The following is a 23,517-nucleotide window of genomic DNA, read 5'->3' as shown; positions in this document are numbered from 1 at the left end:
TCGAGGGTTTCAGGCGGTCGCAGCTTTCGGCGTCAGATCTATTCGATGCAGACTGAGCGCCTCGCGCACGATCGGCTCCATCGTCGCGCTCGCTTCCGGATTGTCGAGCGCGGCGAGAATCGCGAGCCGCATGCGCGGCTCCCAGAACCGGCGGATGTGGTCCGCGACGCTATCGACGGCTTCGGGGCGGTCCGGCATCGAATCGAAGAATTCGCCGATGCGGTTCGCCATCTCGATCAGGTTATCGACATCCATTGCTTATTTTCCTGAAGAAGTCGTGGCGAGGTTGAGCAGTTCGAGCTGCTGCGTGTTGAAGCGCGAATACTCCTTCTGCCATTGCGACGGCTGCTCGACCGGCATCACCTGCACCGCCGTCACCTTGTACTCCGGACAGTTCGTCGCCCAGTCGGAAGAATCCGTCGTGATGACGTTCGCGCCCGACTCGGGGAAGTGGAACGTCGTATAGACGACGCCCGGCTGCATGCGCTCCGAGATCTTCGCGCGCAACACGGTCTGCCCCGCGCGCGACTCGATGCCGACCCAGTCGTCCATCTTGATGCCGCGATCTTCCGCGTCGACCGGATGGATCTCCAGGCGATCCTCGTCGTGCCATTGCGAGTTTTCGGTACGACGCGTCTGCGCGCCCACGTTGTATTGCGACAGGATGCGCCCCGTCGTGAGCAGCAGCGGATATTTGCGCGTGACCTTTTCCGGCGTCGCGACGAACTTCGTAATGACGAAGCGTCCCTTGCCGCGCACGAATTCGTCGATGTGCATGGTCGGCGTGCCGTCCGGCGCGCGCTCGTTGCACGGCCACTGGATGCTGCCGAGCTCGTCGAGACGTTCGTACGAGACACCGTGGAACGTCGGCGTGAGACGCGCGATCTCGTCCATGATCTCGGACGGGTTCGCGTAGTTCATCTCGTAGCCGAGCGCGCGCGAAAGCTTGATGGTCACTTCCCAGTCGGAGAAGCCCGCGAGCGGCGGCATCACCTTGCGCACGCGCGAGATGCGGCGCTCGGCGTTGGTGAAGGTGCCGTCCTTTTCGAGGAAGGTCGAACCGGGCAAGAGCACGTGCGCGTACTTCGCCGTCTCGTTCAGGAAGATGTCCTGCACGACGATGCATTCCATCGACGACAGCGCATCGGCGACGTGCTGCGTGTTCGGATCCGACTGAACGATGTCCTCGCCCTGGCAATAAAGGCCCATGAAGGTTCCGTGCATCGCGGCATCGAACATGTTCGGAATGCGCAGGCCGGGTTCCGGCTGCAGCTTCACATCCCACGCTTCTTCGAAGAGCGAGCGCGTCGCAGCATCGCCGATATGCCGATAGCCCGGCAGCTCGTGCGGGAACGAGCCCATGTCGCACGAGCCCTGCACGTTGTTCTGGCCGCGCAGCGGATTCACGCCGACGCCTTCACGGCCGACATTGCCGGTCGCCATCGCGAGGTTCGCGATGCCCATGACCGTCGTCGAGCCTTGCGCGTGCTCCGTGACGCCGAGGCCGTAATAGATCGCGCCGTTGCCGCCCGTCGCGTACACGCGCGCGGCTTCGCGCACCAGTTTCGCGGGCACGCCGGTGACGCTTTCCATCGCTTCGGGCGAGTTCTCTTCCGTCGCGACGAAATCGCGCCATTGGCCGAACGCGCGCTCCTCGCAGCGCTCGGCGATGAAATCGTCCTTCAGCAAGCCTTCCGTGACGATCACGTGCGCGAGCGAATTGACCATCGCGACGTTCGTGCCGGGGCGCAATTGCAGGTGATACTGCGCCTTGACGTGCGGCGTATCGACGATATCGATGCGGCGCGGATCGATCACGATCAGCTTCGCGCCTTCACGCACGCGGCGCTTCAGCCGCGAGCCGAAGACGGGATGGCCGTCGGTCGGATTCGCGCCGATCACGATGATCACATCCGACTGTTCCACCGATGCGAACGTCTGCGTGCCCGCCGATTCGCCGAGCGTCGTCTTGAGGCCGTAACCGGTCGGCGAATGGCAGACGCGCGCGCAGGTATCGACGTTGTTGTTGCCGAACGCCGCCCGCACGAGCTTCTGCACGAGATACGTCTCTTCGTTCGTGCAGCGCGACGACGTGATGCCGCCGATCGAATCGCGTCCGTACTTGTCCTGAATGCGGCGGAACTCGCTCGCCGCATAGTTGAGCGCTTCGTCCCACGACACTTCGCGCCACGGATCGGTGATCTTCGCGCGGATCATCGGCTTCTTGATGCGGTCCTTGTGCGTCGCGTAACCCCATGCGAAGCGGCCCTTCACGCACGCGTGGCCTTCGTTCGCCTGGCCGTTCTTGTTCGGCGTCATGCGCACGACGGTGTTGCCCTTCATCTCCGCCTTGAGCGAGCAGCCGACGCCGCAATACGCGCACGTCGTGATGGCGGAATGCTCCGCCTGGCCGAGCATGATGACGCTCTTTTCCTGCAGCGTCGCGGTCGGGCACGCGGCGACGCACGCGCCGCACGACACGCATTCGCTTTCCATGAACGGCACGTTTTCGCTCGCGGCGACGCGCGATTCGAAGCCGCGTCCGGCGATGGTCAACGCGAACGTGCCTTGCGTTTCCTCGCACGCGCGCACGCATCGATTGCAGACGATGCACTTCGACGGATCGTAGGTGAAGTACGGGTTCGACTCGTCCTTCTTGTCCTTCAGATGGTTTGCGCCTTCGTAGCCATAGCGCACTTCGCGCAAGCCGACGACGCCCGCCATGTCCTGCAACTCGCAATCGCCGTTGGCGGGACAGGTGAGGCAGTCGAGCGGGTGATCGGAGATATAGAGCTCCATCACGTTCTTGCGCAGCGATTGCAGCTTGTCGCTTTGCGTGCGTACTTTCATGCCCGCTTCGACGGGCGTCGTGCACGATGCCGGATAGCCGCGCTTGCCTTCGATCTCGACGAGGCACAGGCGGCACGAACCCCACGGTTCGAGCGAATCGGTGGCGCAGAGCTTCGGCACGTTGACGCCGGCTTCGATCGCGGCGCGCATCACGGACGTGCCGGCCGGAACCGTGACGCTTTCGCCGTCGATTTCCAGCGTCACGTCGACATCCGCATGACGCAGCGGCGTGCCGTAGTCGGTTTCGTCGAACGGATCGCGGCGCTGCACCGATGCCGCGCTCTTGCACGCGCAGTTGCCGGAGCCGCAGCCGTTGATGGTGTTGGACATGTTTGTCTCCTTTTCTTTACGCCGCCTTCTGCGCGGGCGTGCGGGGCAAGCCGAAATCTTCGGGGAAGTGATCGAGCGCGGACATCACCGGAAACGGCGTCATGCCGCCCATCGCGCAGAGCGAGCCGGACACCATCGTGTCGCACAGTTCGCGCAAGAGCGTGATCTGCTTCACCGACGTATCGCCCTCGCGAATCTTCGCGATGACTTCCTCGCCGCGCGTCGAGCCGATGCGGCACGGCGTGCACTTGCCGCACGATTCGAGCGCGCAGAAGTGCATCGCGTATTGCGCGAGCTCGGCAAGGTTCGACGTGTCGTCGTGAACGACGAGCCCGCCGTGGCCGACCACCGCGCCGACCTTCGCGTACTCCTCGTAATCGAGCGGAATATCCCACTGGCTTTCCGGCAGATACGTGCCGAGCGGACCGCCGACTTGCACCGCGCGCGCGGGACGTCCGCTCGCGGTGCCGTCGCCGTAGGTATAGATCAGCTCGCGCAGCGTCACGCCGAACGCGAGTTCGACGAGTCCGCCTTGCTTCACGTTGCCGGCGATCTGGAAGGGCAGCGTGCCGCGCGAACGGCCCATGCCGAAGTCGCGATAGAAGGCCGCGCCCTTCGCGAAGATGATCGGCACCGTCGCGAGCGTGATGACGTTGTTGATGACCGTCGGCTTGCCGTACAGACCCGTGAGCGCGGGCACCGGCGGCTTCGCGCGCACGATGCCGCGCTTGCCTTCGAGCGATTCGAGCAGCGCCGTTTCCTCGCCGCACACGTACGCGCCCGCGCCCTTTGCGACATACAGCTCGAACTCGTGCGACGTGCCGAGCACGCTCGCGCCGAGCCAGCCCGCGTCGCGCGCCTTGTCGATCGCACGGTTCAGCGTCGCGATCGAATGCGGATACTCGCTGCGCACATAGATGTAGCCCTTGGTCGCGCCGACCGCCACGCCCGCGATGATCATGCCTTCGATCAGCATGTACGGATCGCTTTCCATGACGAGGCGGTCGGAGAACGTGCCGGAGTCGCCTTCGTCGGCATTGCAGACGATGTATTTCTGGTCCGCCAGCGCGCCGCGCACGGTCTTCCATTTGATGCCCGCCGGAAACGCCGCGCCGCCGCGTCCGCGCAGGCCGGAATCGAGCAGCGCTGCGCAGACGGCGTCGCCGTTCATGTCGAGCACGTTGCGCAGGCCATCGAGTCCGCCGAGCGCGACGTAATCGTCGATCGACAACGGATCGGTAATGCCGATGCGCGCGAACGTCAGACGCTGCTGGTTCTTCAGATACGGAATCTCATCGACGATGCCGACGTTCTTTTCATGCGCGCTGCCTTCGTGGAAGCCCGCATCGAAGAGCGAGGCGACGTCTTCCACGTCGACGTTCGAATAGCCGATGCGCCCGTCCGGCGTCTCGACCTCGACGAGCGGTTCGAGATAGAAGAGGCCGCGCGAGCCGTTGCGCACGAGTTGGACGTCGAGGCCGCGCTTCAGCGCTTCGCTCGCGATGGCTTGCGCGACGGCGTCCGCGCCCAGCGCGAGCGCGGCGGAATCGATCGGTACATAGATGCGGGTCATGCCGTCACCTCCGCGACTTTCGTCTGCGCCGCTGCATACAGGCGGTCGAACTTCGCCGGCGTCACGCGCGCGTGCAGTTCGCCGTTGATCGTCATCGCCGGGGAGAGCGCGCATTGACCGAGGCAGAACACGGATTCGAGCTCGGTCTCTTCGGCATGGCCGCTGTCGAAGCGGCAACCCGTGTGTCCTTCGATGTGATCCTTCAGCGCTTCCGTGCCCATGCTGCGGCACGCTTCCGCGCGGCAAAGCTGCACGGTCACGCGCGCGGGCGGGGCGGACCGGAAGTGATGGTAATACGTGACGACGCCATGAACTTCTGCGCGCGACAGCGACAGCGTTTGTGCGAGCGGCGCGATCGCCGTCTCCGGCACATAGCCGACTTCGTCCTGGATGGCGTGAAGAATGGTCATCAACGTCGCGCCTTGTACTGCGTGGCGACGCACGATTTCAGCGGATGCAGCGGCGGAAAGCTGCGGATGTGTCATGGGGCTCCTCCAACACTCGGCATATGTTTTGTTGGTACATATTTGGACGGATATAATTACGGGTGCCGAGCCTGTAAAAGAACAATAGGCGTCGTGATATATCTTGGCAATAGGAAGGGGGAGTGCATATGGTGGACGTCGAATGCCGCGCGGAGCTGATCCTGCGCGACGCGGATGGCCGGGAAACCAGTCTCAGCGCGGTTGTGCCGCTTTTGAAGCTCGTCGCGCAGACGGGCAGCATCGCGAACGCCGCGAGCGCTAAGGGTTTGTCCTATCGTCACGCGTGGGGTTTGTTGCGCGAAATCGAAGCGCGGCTGGGCGGTGCGCTCATCACCAAATCGCGCGGTCGCGGCTCGGTGCTGTCCGAACTGGGCGAATCGGTATTGCGCGCGCAGCGCGTGTGCGGCGAGCGGCTCGAAACGCCGTTGCAGGCGGTGGCGAACGATGTGGCCATCGAGCTGAACCGGCGTCTCGCGGGCGGCGTCAGCCAGGTGCGGATTCACGCGTCGCACGGTTACGCGGTCGCGGCGCTCGTGCGCGCGCTGGGCGATCAACGCGTGCCGGTCGACATCAAATATCGCGAGAGCGCCGAAGCGGTGAGCGCCCTCGCGCGCGGCGAGTGCGAACTGGCGGGCTTTCACTTGCCGATCGGCGAATTCCGTTCCACTTGCGCGGACATTTATCGGCCGTTTCTGGACCGGAACAGGCATCAGCTCATCCGGCTCACACGCCGCACTCAAGGGCTGTTTCTGCCGAAGGGCAATCCGAAGCAGATTTCCGGCTTGCGCGATCTCGCGCGCGGCGACGTGCGCTTCGTCAATCGTCAGCCGGGTTCGGGCACGCGCATGCTGCTCGATCTGTCGTTGCGTAGCGTGGGCGTCGATCCCGATCAAATCAACGGCTACGCGACCACCGAGCTCACGCATTCGGCGATCGCCGCGTTCGTCGCGAGCGGCATGGCCGATCTCGGCTTCGGCGTGCAGCCCGCCGCTCATCATTTCGCGCTCGATTTCATCCCGATCATCGACGAGGATTACTTCTTCGCGTGCGAGCGCGCCCGGCTCGACGAGGCGCAGCTCGCGTCGGTGCTGCGCATTTTGCGCAGCGACGGCTTCACGGAGAGCGTCGCTCATCTGGAGGGCTACGATCCGGCGCACTGCGGCTTGCTCGTCGATGTCGACGAAGGCCTGCACGGCTGAAACGGAAACACGCTGTAAAAGAGCGGGGCGGACGCAAAACTGCCATCGACGGCGAATTGAGCTAACCTAACGCTTTGCTGTCGACTTCACTGCCATGAAACTCTCGTTGCTTGCTTGTTCTTCCGCCGCGCTCGTCGCTGGCGCGATCTATATGGTTCCCGTCGCCTTTGCCCAGAACTCGCCGGGCGTGCCGGGCGGCGTGCTGCAGGACCAATTCCGTTTGAACGAGCATCCGCAGATGCAGTTCGCGGCGTCGGCGCCGTCGGCGAAATATCAGCAGGGCAAATCGGCCATGCGCCGCCGTGGCGATAACGGCGATCCGAACGGCTGCAATCTGAAGTGTCCGCAGGACGGTTCGAATTAAGGCAAAAAAAGACCTCGCACGGAGCGAGGCCAAGGTACTTGGAATGACACCTGGCCCGCCGCAAACCGCCGACGTTCCGAAGTGCAGCTTCAGAATAGGCTGAGGCTCGGACGGCGAGAATCGGAGTTTTCTGAGTAAACCGGCTTCCGATCTGTTGGTCATTGACACAAAGCAACAGCATTCGGACCGCTCCGATACGAACGCAGCGCGTGGCCGCCTATTCTCTCGGACGTAGCGATGGTTGTCTCTGTCCTCGCTATGTCTCTCAAGGATGTTTGCCCCGCCCCCGTGCGGGGCTTTTTTTTCGTCTGTCGTTGTGCCTGCCGTGCGGCCAAAGAAAAACCCGCGATGCTTGCGCGATCGCGGGTTTCACGGGGGTGTTTTGGTGGAGGCGGCGGGAATCGAACCCGCGTCCAGAAGCGCTCTACGACCAGTTCTACATACTTAGTTCTGTCATTTGATTTAACCGTAACGACGCGGACGAACACGCTGCGTTACGGCGATTCACTAGATTTTCGACTCGGGCGTCGTGACGCCACCAAAGCTTATCTGACGTATATGACCTCTCGTGGTATTGCTACCCTAACCCGTCAGCGAATTAGTGAGAGGACGGCTAGCCCTTAGGCTGCCAGTGCGAACGTATCGTCGTTTGCAGTTACGTTTTTCCCATTGATTAACGAGGTGACGGGTCCTCGGTATGCCCTGACCGCTTCACAACCCCTGTCGAAACCAGGTCGCCCCCAAGCGGAAGAGAAATTATCCCACGAAAAGCCATATGAGGCGAATCGCGGGACTTTCAAGTCAGGCGATGTCACGCAGCAGATGCTGCAACTCCTCAGGCGAATCGACGACGTGATTGGCGTGCCAGCGGCGCGGCGGAATATCGTCGCCGCAATAGCCGTAGGCTGCCGCCACGGTGATCATGCCAGCTGCGAAACCGGCCTGCACGTCGCGCAAATCGTCGCCGACATAGACGATGCGCTCCGGCGCCACATCCAGCAGCTCGGCCGCGTGCAGGAGCGGTGCCGGATGCGGCTTCGAATGCGGCGTCGTGTCGCCGCAGACGAGGCAGCCCGCGCGCGTGTCGAGTCCCAGCAAGGCCACGAGCGGCGCGGCGAACCGCGTCACCTTGTTCGTGACGATGCCCCAGCGCACGCCGCGCGCATCGAGTTGATCGAGTATCTCGGCGATGCCCGGAAAGAGCGTCGTCTCGATGCACAAATCGGCTTCGTAATTGGCGAGGAATTCCTCGCGCATCGACGCGAAGTCGTGATGCTCCGGCCCGATCTCGAACGCGCCGCCGAGCAGACCGCGCGCGCCCCCCGACGCGAACGGCCGCAACGTTTCGAGCGGGCGCATTTCGAGGCCGCGATCGTGCCGCATCTTGTTCACCGCGGCGACGAGGTCGGGCGCGGTGTCGGCGATCGTGCCGTCGAGGTCGAACAGCACGGCCTGGCACAGCCCGAGGCCATCGCCTTCGGCAAGGCGCTGGGGCAGGGGATTCGTGTCTTCCGGAAGGGGCGTGGTATCGATGGTGCCCGTAGACAAGGGATCGTCGTTGGTCATGGCGTCAGGCTTCGCGGCGGCAAGCCATCATGTAGTTGATGCTCGTGTCGTTCGACAGGCCGAAGTGCCTGGAGATCGGCCGATACGTGATGCCCTTGATATCGACGGGCAAGAGCGAGGCGGCGCGCGCGAACGTGGCGAGCTCCGACGGTTTGATGAAGCGCGCGTAATCGTGCGTGCCGCGCGGCAGCATGCGCGCGATGTATTCCGCGCCGATGACGGCGAACAAATACGCCTTCGCGTTCCGGTTCAACGTGGAGAAGAATACCCAGCCGCCCGGCTTCACGAGCGCGGCGCAAGCGGCAACGGTGCCCGCGGGATTCGGAACGTGCTCGAGCATCTCCATGCAGGTGACGACGTCGTATGAGCCCGGTTCGCGCGCGGCGAGCGCTTCCGCCGAGATTTCTTCGTACGCGACCTCGACGCCGCTTTCGAGACTGTGCAGATCCGCGACGCCGAGCGCGCTCGACGACAAGTCGATGCCTTTGACGTTCGCGCCGCGCGTGGCCATCGACTCGGACAAAATGCCGCCGCCGCAGCCGATGTCGAGAACGCGTTTGCTCATCAGATGCGCGTGCGCGTCGATCCAGTCGAGCCGAACCGGGTTCAGTTCATGCAGCGGCTTGAACTCGGCGTTCGGGTCCCACCAGCGATGCGCGAGCTCGCTGAATTTCTGCAGTTCGTGGGGATCGACGTTGGTCATGTTCGGGAGTGCCTTGTTTGAGTCGTGAATCGATTAGGACCGAGTATATAGGCGACGCAATGGGCGGGCAAAACGCGCCATAGCCGAAGCCTACCTGAATCGGCGGCCCATTAAACGAATGCGCGAAATGCTTCGGGCATAAAAAAACCCCCGCCGAGGCGGGGGTTTGATCTGCGGCAATCCTGCTCGCTATTACTGCTGCGGCTGACGCGTCGTGCCGACAACTTCGACTTCCACGCGACGATCCGGTGCGAGGCAAGCGATGAGTTGCTTGCGATTCTTCTGTTGGCAGCTACCCTTCGTGACCGGGTCGCGCTTGCCCTTGCCTTCCGTGTAGATACGGTTCGCTTCGATGCCCTTGCTGACCAGGTAAGCCTTCACAGCTTGCGCACGGCGCAGCGACAGACGATCGTTGTACTTGTCCGAACCGATGCGGTCGGTGTAACCCGTTGCAACCACGACTTCGAGGTTCAGCGCGCCGATCTTCGATGCCAGGTCGTCAAGCGCCGTCTTGCCAGCCGGCTTCAGAACAGCCTTGTCGAAGTCGAACAGGGCGTCAGCTTGATACGTGATCTTCTGCGTCGTGATAGCAGGCGGCGGCGGAGCGACCGGCGTCGGCGGCGGTGCAACTTGCGCGACCAGCGCGCCGTCGCACTTCGCGTTTGCCGTAGCCGGCGTCCAGAATGCGTCGCGCCAGCACAGTTCGTTCGTGCCGTTCATCCACACATACTCGCCCGTACCGTTCACCCAGTTGTCATTCACGGCTTGTCGCGAGGCCGGCACCGACTGTGCCGAGGCCGATGCAGCCATAACTGCGGTAGCTGCAATGAACGCGAGCTTTGAAAGTTTATTCATATTTCTCCTCTCGAAATTGAGATTACCGCAGGTTTACTGCGAGCCTGTAGACGAAGACAAGTCATACATTGCTCGAAGTATAACATTCCCTACGGAACAAAACGCGCTGTATAGACTTCGAGCAGTGTCTAAGTTTGTGCGTTGGCATTTTGCCATATCGTTCCCTTGCAACGATAAAAATATCCCCGCACGCTGCACGCCCGCAACCTTATGTGGTGCATGCGCAACAAGAAGGGGACAGGAGACGGTCAGGCCCGAAGAAGGCGCGAAATCCGCGCATATTGCGTGCCTGAATGCCATTTCCTGCGTGTTTTTATCGCGGGTACTTTATCGATCAGCAAAAAGACGAGGCGGCATGATAGCCCGCCGAAGTGACGAAAGGACGGAAATCGTTCCCCGGTTTTTGTAAGTAATTGGTACGACGTTGCGCAATGCGAACTCGGCGTGCACATTCCGGCTGGACGGGCGCAACACACTGTATGTATACAGCAGTCGTCAGGGCGCTAATGTCGCGCATGGTAGAATCTCCTGATGCGCTGCGTTCGCACGCATAAATATGACATGCGCAGCATATGCACCGTACGCGGCGCTCAGAGGCGTGCGCCGCATATGGGGGCGCGCAGCGTACGCCGGCTACGCCCCGCGGCAGCCTCATGTCGTGCGGCTGACGGGCGAGTTTCGCGAAATCGTCGCGCGCTGCCGTGTCGCCGCTGCATAGTTCAAGACACGGATAATGGATCAATTCGCCAAAGAGACTCTGCCAATCTCCCTCGAGGAGGAAATGCGCCGCTCGTATCTCGATTACGCGATGAGCGTGATCGTCGGGCGGGCGCTTCCCGATGTACGCGATGGCTTGAAGCCGGTGCATCGTCGGGCGCTCTACTCGATGCACGAGCTGAACAACGACTGGAATCGCGCGTACAAGAAGTCGGCGCGTATCGTCGGTGACGTCATCGGTAAGTACCATCCTCACGGCGACGCGTCCGTCTACGAGACGATCGTTCGGATGGCGCAGCCGTTCTCGCTGCGCTACATGCTGGTCGATGGCCAGGGCAACTTCGGTTCGGTCGACGGCGACAACGCCGCGGCGATGCGTTACACCGAAATCCGCATGGCGAAGATCGGCCACGAGCTTCTGGCCGACATCGACAAGGAAACGGTCGACTTCGGGCCGAACTACGACGGCAGCGAAAACGAGCCGCTCGTTCTGCCGGCGCGCATTCCCAATCTGCTGATCAATGGCTCGGCCGGCATCGCGGTCGGCATGGCGACCAACATTCCGCCGCACAACCTGCGCGAAATCGTCGACGCCTGCCTGCATCTGCTGAATACGCCCGAGGCCACCGTCGACGAACTCATCGAGATCGTGCCGGCGCCGGACTTCCCGACCGCCGGCATCATCTACGGCGTGGCAGGCGTGCGCGACGGTTATCGCACGGGGCGCGGGCGCGTCGTGATGCGCGCGGCCACGCACTTCGAAGAGATCGACCGCGGCCAGCGCATGGCCATCATCGTCGACGAAATTCCGTATCAGGTGAACAAGCGCACGCTGCTCGAGCGCATCGCCGAACTCGTCAACGAGAAGAAGCTGGAAGGCATTTCCGATATTCGCGACGAATCCGACAAGTCGGGCATGCGCGTCGTGATCGAGCTGAAGCGCGGGGAAGTGCCGGAAGTCATTCTGAACAACCTGTACAAGCAGACTCAGCTGCAGGACACGTTCGGCATGAACCTGGTCGCGCTCGTCGACGGCCAGCCGAAGCTCCTGAACCTGAAGGAGATGCTCGAGTGCTTCCTGTCGCATCGACGGGAAGTGCTGACGCGGCGCACTGTATACGAACTGCGCAAGGCCCGCGATCGCGGGCACGTGCTCGAAGGTCTCGCTGTCGCGCTCGCTAACATCGACGAATTCATCGCGATCATCAAGGCCGCGCCGACGCCGCCTATCGCGAAGCAGGAACTGATGGCGCGTCCGTGGGATTCGTCGCTCGTGCGCGAAATGCTCACGCGCACCGAGACCGAGGCTTCGGGCGGCCGCGCGGCGTATCGTCCGGAAGGGCTGAATCCGGCATACGGCCTGCAGGAAGACGGTCTGTATAAATTGTCGGACGTTCAGGCGCAGGAAATCCTGCAGATGCGTCTGCAGCGCCTGACGGGTCTGGAGCAGGACAAGATCGTCGGCGAGTATCGCGAAGTGATGGCGCAGATCGCCGACCTGCTCGACATCCTCGCGCGGCCGGAGCGGATTCGCCAGATCATCGTCGAGGAGCTGGGCCAGATTCGCGCCGAGTTCGGCGACGACCGCCGTTCTCGTATCGAGATGAACGCGACCGAGCTCAACACCGAAGACCTCATCACGCCGACGGACATGGTCGTCACCATGTCGCATTCCGGTTATGTGAAGTCGCAGCCGCTTTCCGAATATCGCGCGCAGAAGCGCGGCGGTCGCGGCAAGCAGGCGACGCAGATGAAGGAAGACGACTGGATCGACACGCTCTTCATCGCGAACACGCACGATCACATGTTGTGCTTCTCGAATCGCGGCCGCGTGTACTGGATCAAGGTCTATGAAGTGCCGCAGGGCTCGCGCAACTCGCGCGGCCGTCCGATCGTCAACATGTTCCCGCTGCAGGATGGCGAGAAGATCAACGTCGTCCTGCCGGTCAAGGAATTCTCCGTCGACAAGTACGTATTCATGACGACCGCGCTCGGCACGGTCAAGAAGACGCCGCTCGAAGCGTTCAGCCGTCCGATGAAGAAGGGCATCATCGCGGTCGGTCTCGACGAGGGCGATTACCTCATCGGCGCCGCCATCACCGACGGCCAGCACGACGTCATGCTGTTCTCCGACGCGGGCAAGGCCGTGCGCTTCGACGAGAACGACGTGCGCGCGATGGGCCGCGAGGCGCGCGGCGTGCGCGGCATGCAGCTCGAAGACGGGCAGCAGGTCATCGCGATGCTCGTTGCGGGCGGCGAGAATCAGTCGGTGCTGACGGCGACCGAGAACGGCTATGGCAAGCGCACCCCGATCAACGAGTACACGCGTCATGGCCGCGGCACGAAGGGTATGATCGCGATCCAGACGTCGGAGCGTAACGGCCGCGTCGTCGCGGCGACGCTCGTCGAGCCGGAGAGCGAGATCATGCTGATCACGACCGCGGGCGTGCTTATTCGCACGCGAGTTTCGGAAATCCGCGAAATGGGCCGTGCAACTCAAGGTGTTACACTCATCAGCCTTGACGAGGGTACGAAGTTGTCGGGACTGCAGCATATCGCCGAAGCGGAAGCCGAGGCCGAACTCGAGGCAGACGCCGGTTCGGAAGATTCTGCAGCGAAACCGGGTGACGCGGAAAATGGTGAAGGCGAAGAAAACGCCTGATATTTTTTGTGTCTCAACGCTCTCGTTATCGCTTTTGAAAGCTCGGATTGGTTAAGCTGCGCGACGTGACATGAGCGGGTTGCCGGCGTCGAAACGACAGGCAACGCTCGTCGCCAGTGCTGAACTGGATATTTTTTACAGGGAGTAATAATGCAAGGACGTTTCAAGCAGTGGATGTTGCTGGCCGCTTTCGTGCCGACCTTCGCGATGGCTCAGTCGCTTCAGAATCAGGCGCCCGCGCAAACGGCCGCACCGGCAGCCGCAGCAGCACCGGTTGATCCGGCCAAGCAAGCCGCGATCAAGGACCTGCTCGACGCGATCGACGCGCAGAAGCTGGTCGGTGCGATCGGTAACAGCGCGCAGATGCAATCGAAGCAACTCGTGCCGGCGATCCTCTCGGACGCGCTGTCCGAGAACAAGACGATGAACGACAAGCAGAAGCAAGCCGCCGTTCCGACGCTGCAGAAGAACGCAGTGCCGAAGCTGGTCGACTCCGCCGGCCAGGTTTTCGCCACCGACGCCTTCCGCAAGGACGCGATGCAAGCTCAGTACGACGCATACGCGAAGTACTACTCGACGGACGAGATCAAGGATCTGACCAACTTCTACAAGAGCACGACTGGCCGCAAGTTCATCCAGGTTCAGGACCAGGTTGGCCGCGACGTCGTGAATGGCCTGATGCAGAAGTACATGCCGCAAGCCATCAAGGCAACGCGCACGCAAGCCGATCAGGAAGTGGCGAGCGTCAAGCCGAGCGCCAAGTAAGCTCGATGACGTCGGCCTGACGGGAATCCGCCGGCGGGGCTCACCGCCCCGTGCATTGGCGGGTTTTCAGGACAGTGCGATAATGGCTGTTTGCGCGCGAGCGCAAGCAGCCATTTCTTTTTCGGGCGCGAAAACGGTGATTGCGCGGTCTTCGCTGCATTTGCCGCGCAATTCGCGCCTGCCGAATCGGATTTCCGGGATCTCCAGATGCGCGTGTTCAATTTCTCCGCCGGCCCAGCCGCCATGCCAGAAGAAGTCCTGAAGCAGGCAGCCGATGAAATGCTCGACTGGCAAGGCAGCGGCATGAGCGTGATGGAAATGAGTCACCGCGGCGCGGAGTTCATGTCGATCCACGAGGCCGCGCTCACCGATCTGCGTGAACTGTTGGACGTGCCGGCGTCGCATCGCATTCTGTTTCTGCAGGGCGGCGGCATCGGCGAAAACGCCATCGTGCCGATGAATCTGCTCGGCAAGCGGCAAACCGCCGACTTCGTCGTCACCGGTTCATGGTCGACGAAGTCGTTCAAGGAAGCGCAGAAGTACGGCACGCCGCATCTCGCGGCGAGCGGCAAGACCGAAGAAGGCTTCACGCGCGTGCCGGCTTTCAGCGAATGGAAGCTGTCGGACGATCCGGCCTACGTGCATCTGTGCAGCAACGAAACCATCGACGGCGTCGAAGCCTTCGAGATTCCCGATCTGGGCGACATCCCGCTCGTCGCCGACGCGTCCTCGCACATCCTCTCGCGCCCGATGGACATCGAGAAGTTCGGCGTGCTCTTCGGCGGCGCGCAGAAGAACATCGGCATGGCGGGCGTGACCGTCGTGATCGTGCGCGAAGACCTGCTCGACCGCGCGCTGTCCATCTGTCCTTCGGCGTTCGAGTGGAAGACCGTCGCCGAGAACAACTCGATGTACAACACGCCGCCCACGTATGCGATCTACGTCGCCGGTCTCGTGTTCAAGTGGCTGAAGAAGCAGGGCGGTCTCACGGCGATCGAAGCGCGCAACGTCGAAAAGGCGAAGCTGCTGTACGACACCATCGATTCGAGCGATTTCTACGTCAACAAGGTCGAGCGCCCGAACCGTTCGCGCATGAACGTGCCGTTCTTCCTCGCCGACGAATCGCGCAACACCGATTTCCTGGCCGGCGCGAAGGCGCGCGGGCTGTTGCAACTGAAGGGCCACAAGTCCGTCGGCGGCATGCGGGCATCGATCTACAACGCGGTGCCGATCGAGGGCGTGAAAGCGCTCGTCGATTACATGAAGGAATTCGAGCGCGAAAGCGCTTAAACCTGGCTTCAAACATCAAGCACCGCATGGACGACGATCTCAATACAAGACTCAAACCGCTGCGTGAGCGCATCGATGCGCTCGACGCGCAACTCATCGCGCTGCTGAATCAGCGCGCTTCCGTCGCGCTCGAAGTCGGCGAAGTGAAGAAGCATTTCAATGCGCCCGTGTTTCGTCCGGAGCGCGAGATGCAGGTCATCGCGCGCCTGCAGGAAATGAGCGACGGGCCGCTCGCCGACGAGCACATCGCGTCGATCTGGCGCGAGATCATGGCCGCGAGCCGCGCGCTCGAACAGACGATCAGCGCTGCGTTCCTCGGCCCGGTCGGCACCTATAGCGAACAGGCGATGTTCGAATACTTCGGGCATTCGATTCAGGGCGTGCCGTGCCCGTCGATCGACGAAGTGTTCCGCGCCGTCGAGGCGGGCGCGGCGCAGTACGGCGTCGTGCCGGTCGAGAATTCGGCAGAAGGCGCGGTGTCGCGCACGCTGGATCTGCTGCTGCAGACGTCGCTCTTGATCGGCGGCGAACTCGCGTTGCCGATCCATCACAATCTGCTGACCGCGTCCGGCACGCTCGACGGCGTGAAGCGCGTATGCGCGCATCCGCAGGCGCTCGCGCAGTGCCAGCGCTGGCTGTCCGCGAACGCGCCGCATCTGGAACGGCAAGCGGTGTCGAGCAACGCGGAAGCCGCGCGCATGGCGGTCGAAGATCCGACGGTCGCGGCCATCGCGGGCGATCGCGCCGCGACGCATTACGGCCTCGGCGTCGTGTTCTCGATGATTCAGGACGATCCGCACAATCGCACGCGATTCGTGATCGTCGGCAAGCAGCCGACGGATTCGAGCGGCCACGATCAGACGTCGCTCATCGTCACGGTGAAGAACGAATCCGGCGCGGTCTTCAAGCTGCTCGAGCCGCTCGCGAAACACGGCGTTTCGATGACGCGCTTCGAGTCGCGTCCCGCGCGTTCGGGCGCGTGGGAGTACTACTTTTATATCGACATCGAAGGCCATCGCGACGATGCCGCGGTTGCGGCCGCGCTCGACGAACTCGGGCGCAAGTCCGCGTTCCTGAAGATTCTCGGTTCGTATCCGCGGGCGCGTTGAGCGGCCGCTTCGTTTTCAGCTTCAGGCTGCATCGATGTTCTCTTTCAATAAACTGGTTATCTTCGGCGTCGGCCTGATCGGCGGATCGCTCGCGCGCGCGTTGCGTGAGCGCGCGGGGCTCGAAGGTCGCGTCGTCGGCGTGGGTCGGTCGCGTGCGTCGGTCGAGCGCGCGATCGAACTCGGCGTGATCGACGAAGCCGCCGCGCTCGACGACGACGCCGCGCTCGTCAAGGTGCTCGAAGGCGCCGACGTGGTGCTGCTCGCCGCGCCCGTCGCGCAGACCGAGCCGCTGCTCGCGCGCATCGCGCCGTTTCTCGACGCGCGAACCATCGTCACCGACGCCGGCAGCACGAAAGCCGATGTCGTCGCTGCGGCGAAGCGCGCGCTCGGTGCGCGCGTCGCGCAGTTCGTGCCGGGCCATCCGATCGCCGGGCGCGAGTCGAGCGGCGTCGATGCGGCATTGCCCGATCTGTACGTCGATCGCAATGTCGTGCTGTGTCCGCTGCCGGAAAATGCGGCGGATGGCGTCGAACGCATCGCGTCGATGTGGCGCGCGAGCGGCGCGTGCGTGCGTCAGATGAGCGAGGCGCAGCACGATCGCGTGTTCGCGTCGGTGAGTCATTTGCCGCACGTGCTCTCGTTCGCGCTCGTCGATCAGATTCTCGACACGCCCGATGCCGATCTGAAATTCTCGTTCGCCGCAGGCGGCTTTCGCGATTTCACGCGCATCGCGGCGTCGAGTCCCGAAATGTGGCGCGATATCTGTCTCGCGAACCGCGCCGCGCTGCTCGCCGAGCTCGACGATTACACCGCGGTGCTCGCGCGTTTTCGCGCGGCGATCGACGCCTCGGACGGCGCGGCGCTCGAAGCGGCGTTCGCGCGTTCGCGCGTCGCCCGGAAAGAATGGCAGGAACGCGGCGGCATCAAGCCTTCGAACGACATCGCCGCCAAGTAAGCCGCGAAACAAGGAAACAACATGGAACATCTCGATCTCGGACCTTTCTCCCGCGCGTCCGGCACCGTGCGCCTGCCCGGCTCGAAGAGCATTTCGAACCGCGTGCTGCTGCTCGCGGCGCTTGCGCACGGCGAAACGTCGATCACGAATCTGCTCGATTCTGACGACACGCGCGTGATGCTCGCCGCGCTCCGGAACCTGGGCGTCGCCGTGCGCGAGGACGGCGAGCGCGTGATCGTCGGCGGGACGGGCGGCGCGTTTCCGTCGAAATCGGCGGAGCTGTTTCTCGGCAACGCGGGTACGGCGGTGCGTCCGCTGACCGCGGCGCTGGCCGTGAACGGCGGCGAATATCGTGTGCACGGCGTGCCGCGCATGCACGAGCGGCCGATCGGCGATCTCGTCGACGGGCTGCGTCAGATCGGCGCTGCGATCGATTACGAGCTCAACGACGGCTTCCCGCCGCTCAGGATCCACGCCGCGAAGATCGCCATCGACAAGCCGATCCGCGTGCGCGGCGACGTGTCGAGCCAGTTTCTCACCGCGCTCCTGATGAGCCTGCCGGTCGTGGAAGGCCGTAACGGTCCCGTTACGATCGAGATCGAAGGCGAACTCATTTCGAAGCCGTACATCGAAATCACGATTCGTTTGATGGAGCGCTTCGGCGTCACGGTCGAGCGCGACGGCTGGGCGCGCTTCACCGTTCCCGCCGGCGTGAGCTACAAGTCGCCGGGCGCGATCATGGTGGAAGGCGATGCGTCGTCGGCCTCGTATTTCCTGGCGGCGGGCGCGATCGGGCATGGACCGGTGCGCGTGGAGGGCGTCGGTCGTTCGAGCATTCAGGGCGATGTCGGCTTCGCGGACGCGCTGAACCGCATGGGCGCGAACGTGATGATGGGCGAGGACTGGATCGAAGTGCGCGGCGTCGAATCGGACGATGGCAGGCTCGCGCCCATCGACATGGATTTCAACCTGATTCCCGACGCCGCGATGACGATCGCCGTGGCCGCGCTCTTCGCCAGCGGCACGACGACGCTGCGCAATATCGCGAGCTGGCGCGTGAAGGAAACGGATCGCATCGCCGCGATGGCGAACGAGTTGCGCAAGGTCGGCGCGACCGTGGAAGAGGGTGCGGATTATCTCGTCGTCACGCCGCCGGCGAAACTGACGCCGAACGCCGCGATCGACACCTACGACGATCACCGCATGGCGATGTGCTTTTCGCTCGTGAGCCTCGGCGGCGTGCCGGTCCGCATCAACGATCCCAAATGTGTGGCTAAAACCTTTCCGGACTACTTCGACCGCTTCTCGACGCTCGTGAAAGCGTAACGGGAGCGCTGTACCGTGAAACGCGATGACTTCGACTTCCATGACCGTAATAACGGGCCAGAACGGCCAGACTCAATGAAACCGACCCGTCCTTTCGACCCAACACCAGTGATTACCATCGACGGGCCGACGGCGTCGGGCAAGGGCACGGTCGCGGCGATCGTCGCGGCGACGCTCGGCTTCCACCTGCTCGACAGCGGCGCGCTCTACCGGCTCGCGGCGCTCGCGAGCATCCGCTACGAAGTGGACAAGGACGACGCCCCCGGCCTTGCAAAACTGGTCGAGGCGCTCCATATCACGTTCCGCGAAGGTTGCGCGCAGCTCGATGGCGCCGATGTCTCGGGCGAAATCCGGCAGGAAGAAGTCGGCAACCGCGCCTCCGCCATCGCCGTGCATCCCGAAGTGCGCCAGGCGCTCGTCGCGCGCCAGCGGGCTTTTCGCAAGCGCCCCGGCCTCGTCGCCGACGGCCGCGACATGGGCACGGTCATCTTCCCCGACGCCACGCTGAAGGTGTTCCTGACTGCAAGCGTCGAGGCGCGCGCGGCGCGGCGGTATAAGCAATTGATGCAAAAAGGTTTTTCTGCTAATATGGATGACTTGCTGCGAGATTTGCGCGCACGCGATGCCCGGGACATGAACCGGAGCGCCGCGCCGCTCAAGCCCGCGGCGGATGCGAAGACGCTGGACACCTCCGGTTTGTCGATCGATCAAGCGGTCGAGCAGATCATCGGCTGGTTCAGCGAGATTCGTGTAGTGCAGTAGAAGTAAGGTGCTCTGCCGGGAGGCAGGGCGTGTGTTAAACCATTTAACCCCGTATGGCGTTGCGCATCTGGGTAAAACCCGCCGGTTCATTCCGAATCACCGCGCAAAGGCCGTGCAAATATCGATTTTTATGTCCGACCTGCAAACCTCCACCCCGAATACCGAATCCTTTGCGGCTCTGTTCGAAGAGTCGCTGACCAAGCAGGACATGCGCGCCGGCGAAGTGATCTCCGCCGAAGTCGTGCGTGTCGACCACAACTTCGTGGTCGTCAACGCTGGTCTCAAGTCCGAAGCCTATATTCCGCTCGAAGAATTCCTGAACGACGCGGGTGAAGTGGAAGTGCAGGCGGGCGACTTCGTTTCCGTCGCGATCGACGCGCTGGAAAACGGCTATGGCGACACCATCCTGTCGCGCGACAAGGCGAAGCGCCTCGCTTCGTGGCTGTCGCTGGAAAAGGCGCTGGACAACAACGAACTCGTGACCGGCACGATCACCGGCAAGGTCAAGGGCGGCATGACCGTGATGGTCAACGGCATCCGCGCGTTCCTGCCGGGTTCGCTCGTCGACACGCGTCCGGTCAAGGACACGACGCCGTACGAAGGCAAGACGCTCGAATTCCGCGTCATCAAGCTCGATCGCAAGCGTAACAACGTGGTGCTGTCGCGCCGCGCGGTCATCGAAGCGACGCAGGGCGAAGAGCGCGCGAAGCTGCTCGAGACGCTGAAGGAAGGCGCGATCGTCGAAGGCGTGGTCAAGAACATCACCGACTACGGCGCGTTCGTGGACCTCGGCGGCATCGACGGCCTGCTGCACATCACCGACATCGCATGGCGCCGCGTGCGTCACCCGTCGGAAGTCCTGTCGGTTGGCCAGGAAGTCACCGCCAAGATCCTCAAGTTCGACCAAGAGAAGAACCGCGTTTCGCTCGGCATCAAGCAACTGGGCGACGATCCGTGGGAAGGCATCTCGCGCCGTTACCCGTCGGGCACGCGCCTGTTCGGCAAGGTCACGAACATCACCGACTACGGCGCATTCGTCGAAGTGGAATCGGGCATCGAAGGCCTCGTCCACGTGTCGGAAATGGACTGGACCAACAAGAACGTTGCTCCGTCGAAGGTTGTTCAACTGGGCGACGAAGTCGAAGTCATGGTTCTCGAAATCGACGAAGACCGCCGCCGTATCTCCCTCGGCATGAAGCAGTGCAAGCCGAATCCGTGGGATGACTTCAGCCGCAACTTCAAGAAGGGCGACAAGATCAGCGGCGCCATCAAGTCGATCACCGACTTCGGCGTGTTCATCGGTCTGCCTGGCGGCATCGACGGTCTGGTTCACCTGTCGGATCTGTCGTGGTCGGAAACCGGCGAAGAAGCCGTTCGCAAGTACAAGAAGGGCGACGAAGTCGAAGCCGTGGTTCTGGGCATCGACGTCGACAAGGAACGCATCTCGCTCGGCATCAAGCAGCTCGAAGGCGATCCGTTCAGCAACTTCGTGGCGATCAACGACAAGGGCGCTATCGTCGACGGCGTTGTGAAGTCGGTCGATCCGAAGGGTGCGGTCATCACGCTGTCCGGCGAAGTCGAAGGCTACCTGCGTGCTTCGGAAATCGCGCAAGACCGCGTGGAAGATGCGCGCAACGTGCTGAAGGAAGGCGAGAAGGTCAACGCGATGATCATCAACATCGATCGCAAGTCGCGTGGCATCAACCTGTCGATCAAGGCGAAGGATTCGGCCGAACAGCAGGAAGCCATGCGCAGCCTGCAGGGCGACTCGAACGCCGCCGCGACCGGCACGACCAACCTCGGCGCGCTGCTCAAGGCCAAGCTCGACGGCCAGAACAGCTAAGCCCTTAACGGCACAGCTGCAGAATGACCAAATCGGAATTGGTCGCCCAGTTGGCGTCGCGATTTCCGCAACTTGTCCTCAAGGATGCGGATTTCGCGGTGAAGACGATGCTGGATGCGATGTCGGAGGCTCTGGCCAACGGTCATCGCATCGAGATTCGCGGCTTCGGCAGCTTCGGGCTCAATCGTCGTCCGTCGCGCGTCGGGCGCAATCCCAAGTCGGGTGAAAAGGTGCTGGTGCCGGAGAAATTCGTGCCGCACTTCAAGCCGGGCAAGGAATTGCGCGAACGCGTCGACGGCCGCGCGGGCGAGCCGCTGAAAGCTTCGAATGACGACGATGCCGACGATCTCTGATCGGCACGCATCGTGACTGATGATCCTTCAGGATTTTCGGTTCGCGGCGTCGGCCTGCGAGGCAATCGACCAGAAAAGCACCCTTCGGGGTGCTTTTTTTTTGCGCGGCGTTTCGATAGCAGCGATCCAGCGCGACGGGTGCGTTGTTTGCTAAAAATTCATGCGTCGAGCGGGCGACTGCCGGCGCCCGGGAGCATCAATTACAATACCGGTCACTTTGACCTGGGTGTTCAACCGCGCAGGCCCGGCCGAAACGGAAGGGCCGTCTGGTGCAACCGCTCTTGCGAGACCCTACATGAAATTCATCGTCTGGCTGATCCGCGTTCTGGTATTCGTGCTGTTGCTGGTGCTGGCGCTCGCCAATACCCAGCCCGCGACGCTGAACTTTCTCGCGGGCTACGCGTGGCAGGCGCCGCTTATTCTGATCGGCCTCGCGTTTTTCGTGGTGGGATTGCTCGCGGGGCTCGTGTCGGCTGTGCCGGCCAGGGTGCGTCTGCGCATGGAGAACGGGCGTCTGAAGCGCGAGCTGCGCGTCGCTCGCGAGACGCCGGTGGTGAAGGAAGAACCGCCGATGCCGCCGCTCATCTGACCTTTCGCGCAGACATCTGACACTCAACGACTAATCGCATGGATCTAGACTTCTGGTGGCTGCTTGTCATCCCCGTCGCTTTCGCGCTGGGGTGGATGGCGTCCCGCTATGACTTGAAAGCGCTGTTGTCCGAAAATGCGAATCTGCCGCGCTCGTATTTTCGCGGCCTCAATTTTCTGCTCAACGAGCAACACGACAAGGCGATCGATGCGTTCATCGAAGTCGCCAAGCTCGATCCCGAAACGATCGAACTGCATTTCGCGCTCGGCAATCTGTTTCGCCGTCGCGGAGAGACCGATCGCGCGATTCGCGTGCATCAGAATCTGTTGAGCCGCGCCGATTTGCCGGTCGCGGAACGCGATCACGCGCTCTACGAACTCGGACAGGATTTCCTGAAGGCGGGCCTGCTCGATCGCGCCGAGGAAACGTTCAAGTCGCTCAACGCCGGCGAATATTCGCTCGGCGCGCAGCGCGCGCTGCTGACCATCTACGAGATCGAAAAGGACTGGCCGAAATCGATCGCGACGGCCGAGCAGATCGAAAAGATGGGCGCGCCCTCGCTGCATATGGAAATCGCGCATTTCCACTGCGAGCTGGCCCAGGAAGCGCTTCAGCGCAAGAATCCAGATGGTGCGCGCGCCGAACTGAAGCTCGCGCTGGCATCGAACCCGGACAACGTGCGCGCGACCATCCTGGCAGGCGATGTCGAAGCGGCCGCCGGCAACGTCGATGTGGCGATCGCGCACTGGAAGCGCGTCGAGGAGCAGAACGAGGCGTATCTGCCGCTCGTCGCCGAGAAGCTGATGAAGGCGTACGCCGCGCTCGGGCGCAAGGAAGAGGGCGTCGATCTGCTGATCGATTACGCGACGCGCTATCCGTCGAACGATCTGCTCGATGTCGCCTACAAGCACGTTCAAGAGTTGCGCGGTCTCGAAGCCGCGCACGAGCTGGCACGCAAGCAGATGCAAAGCGCGCCGAATCTCGCGGGCATGACGCGTCTGCTCGAGGCGCAGGAGGCGACGGCCGACGAGCCGCGCCGCGGCGAGCTCGAACTGATGCGTAATCTGGTGAAACAGCGCACTAAGAATCTGCCGCGTTATACGTGTCAAACTTGCGGGTTCCGTGCGCGTCTATTCTATTGGCAATGCCCCGGCTGCAGCGGCTGGGAGACGTACGCGCCGCGTCGCGTCGAGCCGATCACGAGCTCGGCCTGAGCCAGCG

Annotated in this window: 20 protein-coding genes and 1 other RNA gene; 13 read left to right on the top strand and 8 right to left on the bottom strand. The window is 62.7% G+C overall.

Going from position 1 to position 23,517, the window contains the following annotated elements; all coding sequences use genetic code 11:
- Nucleotides 1–9: 9 nt before the first annotated feature.
- The 4 genes from NCS67_RS09530 to NCS67_RS09515 are packed head-to-tail and all read right to left on the bottom strand — an operon-like array spanning nt 10 to nt 5,238.
- Nucleotides 10–255, bottom strand: coding sequence for a formate dehydrogenase subunit delta (locus tag NCS67_RS09530; RefSeq protein ID WP_008342440.1), 246 nt, complete (start codon nt 253–255; stop codon nt 10–12).
- Between the two features lie 3 nt (nt 256–258).
- On the bottom strand, nt 259–3,180 hold the full coding sequence (fdhF, locus tag NCS67_RS09525) for a formate dehydrogenase subunit alpha (protein WP_034472719.1): 2,922 nt from the start codon (nt 3,178–3,180) through the stop codon (nt 259–261).
- Nucleotides 3,181–3,196: 16 nt separating this feature from the next.
- A complete protein-coding gene (locus NCS67_RS09520; RefSeq protein ID WP_250435004.1) occupies nt 3,197–4,753 on the bottom strand; it encodes a formate dehydrogenase beta subunit in 1,557 nt (518 codons plus the stop codon).
- Nucleotides 4,750–5,238, bottom strand: a complete 489-nt coding sequence (locus NCS67_RS09515) for an NAD(P)H-dependent oxidoreductase subunit E (RefSeq protein WP_008342437.1) — start codon at nt 5,236–5,238, stop codon at nt 4,750–4,752. The genes NCS67_RS09520 and NCS67_RS09515 overlap by 4 nt, the downstream gene beginning before the upstream one ends.
- A gap of 128 nt (nt 5,239–5,366) precedes the next feature.
- Between NCS67_RS09515 and NCS67_RS09510 the strand changes: the two genes are divergently transcribed.
- Together NCS67_RS09510 and NCS67_RS09505 are read left to right on the top strand one after the other, a co-directional pair.
- Entirely contained in the window at nt 5,367–6,437 is a 1,071-nt protein-coding gene (locus NCS67_RS09510; protein ID WP_008342436.1) for a substrate-binding domain-containing protein, read from the top strand.
- Nucleotides 6,438–6,531: 94 nt separating this feature from the next.
- Complete coding sequence (locus NCS67_RS09505) at nt 6,532–6,801, top strand: hypothetical protein (RefSeq protein ID WP_008342435.1); 270 nt, start codon at nt 6,532–6,534, stop codon at nt 6,799–6,801.
- A 383-nt stretch (nt 6,802–7,184) separates the two neighbouring features.
- On the opposite strand, the gene ssrA is transcribed toward NCS67_RS09505, so the two are convergent.
- From ssrA to ompA, 4 genes are all read right to left on the bottom strand, one after another.
- Nucleotides 7,185–7,543, bottom strand: a transfer-messenger RNA (tmRNA) gene (ssrA, locus tag NCS67_RS09500).
- A gap of 59 nt (nt 7,544–7,602) precedes the next feature.
- On the bottom strand, nt 7,603–8,367 hold the full coding sequence (gene gph / locus NCS67_RS09495) for a phosphoglycolate phosphatase (RefSeq protein ID WP_008342397.1): 765 nt from the start codon (nt 8,365–8,367) through the stop codon (nt 7,603–7,605).
- Between the two features lie 4 nt (nt 8,368–8,371).
- Nucleotides 8,372–9,070, bottom strand: coding sequence for a bifunctional 2-polyprenyl-6-hydroxyphenol methylase/3-demethylubiquinol 3-O-methyltransferase UbiG (ubiG, locus tag NCS67_RS09490; protein WP_008342396.1), 699 nt, complete (start codon nt 9,068–9,070; stop codon nt 8,372–8,374).
- Between the two features lie 192 nt (nt 9,071–9,262).
- Nucleotides 9,263–9,925, bottom strand: a complete 663-nt coding sequence (ompA, locus tag NCS67_RS09485; RefSeq protein WP_033537188.1) for an outer membrane protein OmpA — start codon at nt 9,923–9,925, stop codon at nt 9,263–9,265.
- 733 nt (nt 9,926–10,658) lie between these two features.
- On the opposite strand from ompA, the gene gyrA reads away from it, so the two are divergent.
- The 11 genes from gyrA to lapB all read left to right on the top strand — a co-directional run bounded on the left by gyrA (nt 10,659) and on the right by lapB (nt 23,510).
- Nucleotides 10,659–13,304: a DNA gyrase subunit A gene (gene gyrA / locus NCS67_RS09480; RefSeq protein WP_075583528.1), complete on the top strand. Its 2,646-nt coding sequence runs from the start codon at nt 10,659–10,661 to the stop codon at nt 13,302–13,304.
- Between the two features lie 150 nt (nt 13,305–13,454).
- A complete protein-coding gene (locus NCS67_RS09475; RefSeq protein ID WP_008342389.1) occupies nt 13,455–14,069 on the top strand; it encodes a DUF2059 domain-containing protein in 615 nt (204 codons plus the stop codon).
- A gap of 207 nt (nt 14,070–14,276) precedes the next feature.
- A complete protein-coding gene (gene serC, locus NCS67_RS09470) occupies nt 14,277–15,359 on the top strand; it encodes a 3-phosphoserine/phosphohydroxythreonine transaminase (RefSeq protein WP_250435003.1) in 1,083 nt (360 codons plus the stop codon).
- A 26-nt stretch (nt 15,360–15,385) separates the two neighbouring features.
- Nucleotides 15,386–16,468, top strand: a complete 1,083-nt coding sequence (gene pheA / locus NCS67_RS09465) for a prephenate dehydratase (protein WP_034472713.1) — start codon at nt 15,386–15,388, stop codon at nt 16,466–16,468.
- 34 nt (nt 16,469–16,502) lie between these two features.
- A complete protein-coding gene (locus NCS67_RS09460; RefSeq protein WP_250435002.1) occupies nt 16,503–17,423 on the top strand; it encodes a prephenate dehydrogenase in 921 nt (306 codons plus the stop codon).
- A gap of 21 nt (nt 17,424–17,444) precedes the next feature.
- Complete coding sequence (gene aroA / locus NCS67_RS09455; RefSeq protein WP_008342383.1) at nt 17,445–18,749, top strand: 3-phosphoshikimate 1-carboxyvinyltransferase; 1,305 nt, start codon at nt 17,445–17,447, stop codon at nt 18,747–18,749.
- 75 nt (nt 18,750–18,824) lie between these two features.
- On the top strand, nt 18,825–19,511 hold the full coding sequence (gene cmk / locus NCS67_RS09450; RefSeq protein ID WP_008342380.1) for a (d)CMP kinase: 687 nt from the start codon (nt 18,825–18,827) through the stop codon (nt 19,509–19,511).
- Nucleotides 19,512–19,623: 112 nt separating this feature from the next.
- A complete protein-coding gene (gene rpsA / locus NCS67_RS09445) occupies nt 19,624–21,354 on the top strand; it encodes a 30S ribosomal protein S1 (RefSeq protein ID WP_174447740.1) in 1,731 nt (576 codons plus the stop codon).
- A gap of 23 nt (nt 21,355–21,377) precedes the next feature.
- Nucleotides 21,378–21,707, top strand: a complete 330-nt coding sequence (locus NCS67_RS09440; protein ID WP_008342376.1) for an integration host factor subunit beta — start codon at nt 21,378–21,380, stop codon at nt 21,705–21,707.
- 295 nt (nt 21,708–22,002) lie between these two features.
- Nucleotides 22,003–22,296 (top strand): LapA family protein, encoded by a 294-nt coding sequence (locus tag NCS67_RS09435; protein WP_008342374.1) that lies wholly within the window; start codon nt 22,003–22,005, stop codon nt 22,294–22,296.
- A 38-nt stretch (nt 22,297–22,334) separates the two neighbouring features.
- Nucleotides 22,335–23,510: a lipopolysaccharide assembly protein LapB gene (gene lapB, locus NCS67_RS09430; RefSeq protein ID WP_008342373.1), complete on the top strand. Its 1,176-nt coding sequence runs from the start codon at nt 22,335–22,337 to the stop codon at nt 23,508–23,510.
- Nucleotides 23,511–23,517 lie beyond the last annotated feature (7 nt).

The sequence above is a fragment of the Caballeronia sp. ATUFL_F2_KS9A genome, assembly GCF_023630765.1.
GTDB classification, from domain to species: Bacteria; Pseudomonadota; Gammaproteobacteria; order Burkholderiales; family Burkholderiaceae; genus Caballeronia; species Caballeronia zhejiangensis.
This window is presented reverse-complemented; position numbering and strand designations above follow the sequence as displayed.

Coding starts and splice junctions, on each gene's coding strand:
- NCS67_RS09475 (WP_008342389.1), top strand. CDS start 13,455: ATGCAAGGACGTTTCAAGCAGTGGATGTTGCTGGCCGCTTTCGTGCCG.
- ompA (WP_033537188.1), bottom strand. CDS start 9,925: ATGAATAAACTTTCAAAGCTCGCGTTCATTGCAGCTACCGCAGTTATG.
- lapB (WP_008342373.1), top strand. CDS start 22,335: ATGGATCTAGACTTCTGGTGGCTGCTTGTCATCCCCGTCGCTTTCGCG.
- NCS67_RS09460 (WP_250435002.1), top strand. CDS start 16,503: ATGTTCTCTTTCAATAAACTGGTTATCTTCGGCGTCGGCCTGATCGGC.
- NCS67_RS09530 (WP_008342440.1), bottom strand. CDS start 255: ATGGATGTCGATAACCTGATCGAGATGGCGAACCGCATCGGCGAATTC.
- pheA (WP_034472713.1), top strand. CDS start 15,386: ATGGACGACGATCTCAATACAAGACTCAAACCGCTGCGTGAGCGCATC.
- fdhF (WP_034472719.1), bottom strand. CDS start 3,180: ATGTCCAACACCATCAACGGCTGCGGCTCCGGCAACTGCGCGTGCAAG.
- serC (WP_250435003.1), top strand. CDS start 14,277: ATGCGCGTGTTCAATTTCTCCGCCGGCCCAGCCGCCATGCCAGAAGAA.
- NCS67_RS09505 (WP_008342435.1), top strand. CDS start 6,532: ATGAAACTCTCGTTGCTTGCTTGTTCTTCCGCCGCGCTCGTCGCTGGC.
- aroA (WP_008342383.1), top strand. CDS start 17,445: ATGGAACATCTCGATCTCGGACCTTTCTCCCGCGCGTCCGGCACCGTG.
- gyrA (WP_075583528.1), top strand. CDS start 10,659: ATGGATCAATTCGCCAAAGAGACTCTGCCAATCTCCCTCGAGGAGGAA.
- NCS67_RS09440 (WP_008342376.1), top strand. CDS start 21,378: ATGACCAAATCGGAATTGGTCGCCCAGTTGGCGTCGCGATTTCCGCAA.
- cmk (WP_008342380.1), top strand. CDS start 18,825: ATGAAACCGACCCGTCCTTTCGACCCAACACCAGTGATTACCATCGAC.
- NCS67_RS09520 (WP_250435004.1), bottom strand. CDS start 4,753: ATGACCCGCATCTATGTACCGATCGATTCCGCCGCGCTCGCGCTGGGC.
- NCS67_RS09515 (WP_008342437.1), bottom strand. CDS start 5,238: ATGACACATCCGCAGCTTTCCGCCGCTGCATCCGCTGAAATCGTGCGT.
- NCS67_RS09435 (WP_008342374.1), top strand. CDS start 22,003: ATGAAATTCATCGTCTGGCTGATCCGCGTTCTGGTATTCGTGCTGTTG.
- ubiG (WP_008342396.1), bottom strand. CDS start 9,070: ATGACCAACGTCGATCCCCACGAACTGCAGAAATTCAGCGAGCTCGCG.
- NCS67_RS09510 (WP_008342436.1), top strand. CDS start 5,367: ATGGTGGACGTCGAATGCCGCGCGGAGCTGATCCTGCGCGACGCGGAT.
- gph (WP_008342397.1), bottom strand. CDS start 8,367: ATGACCAACGACGATCCCTTGTCTACGGGCACCATCGATACCACGCCC.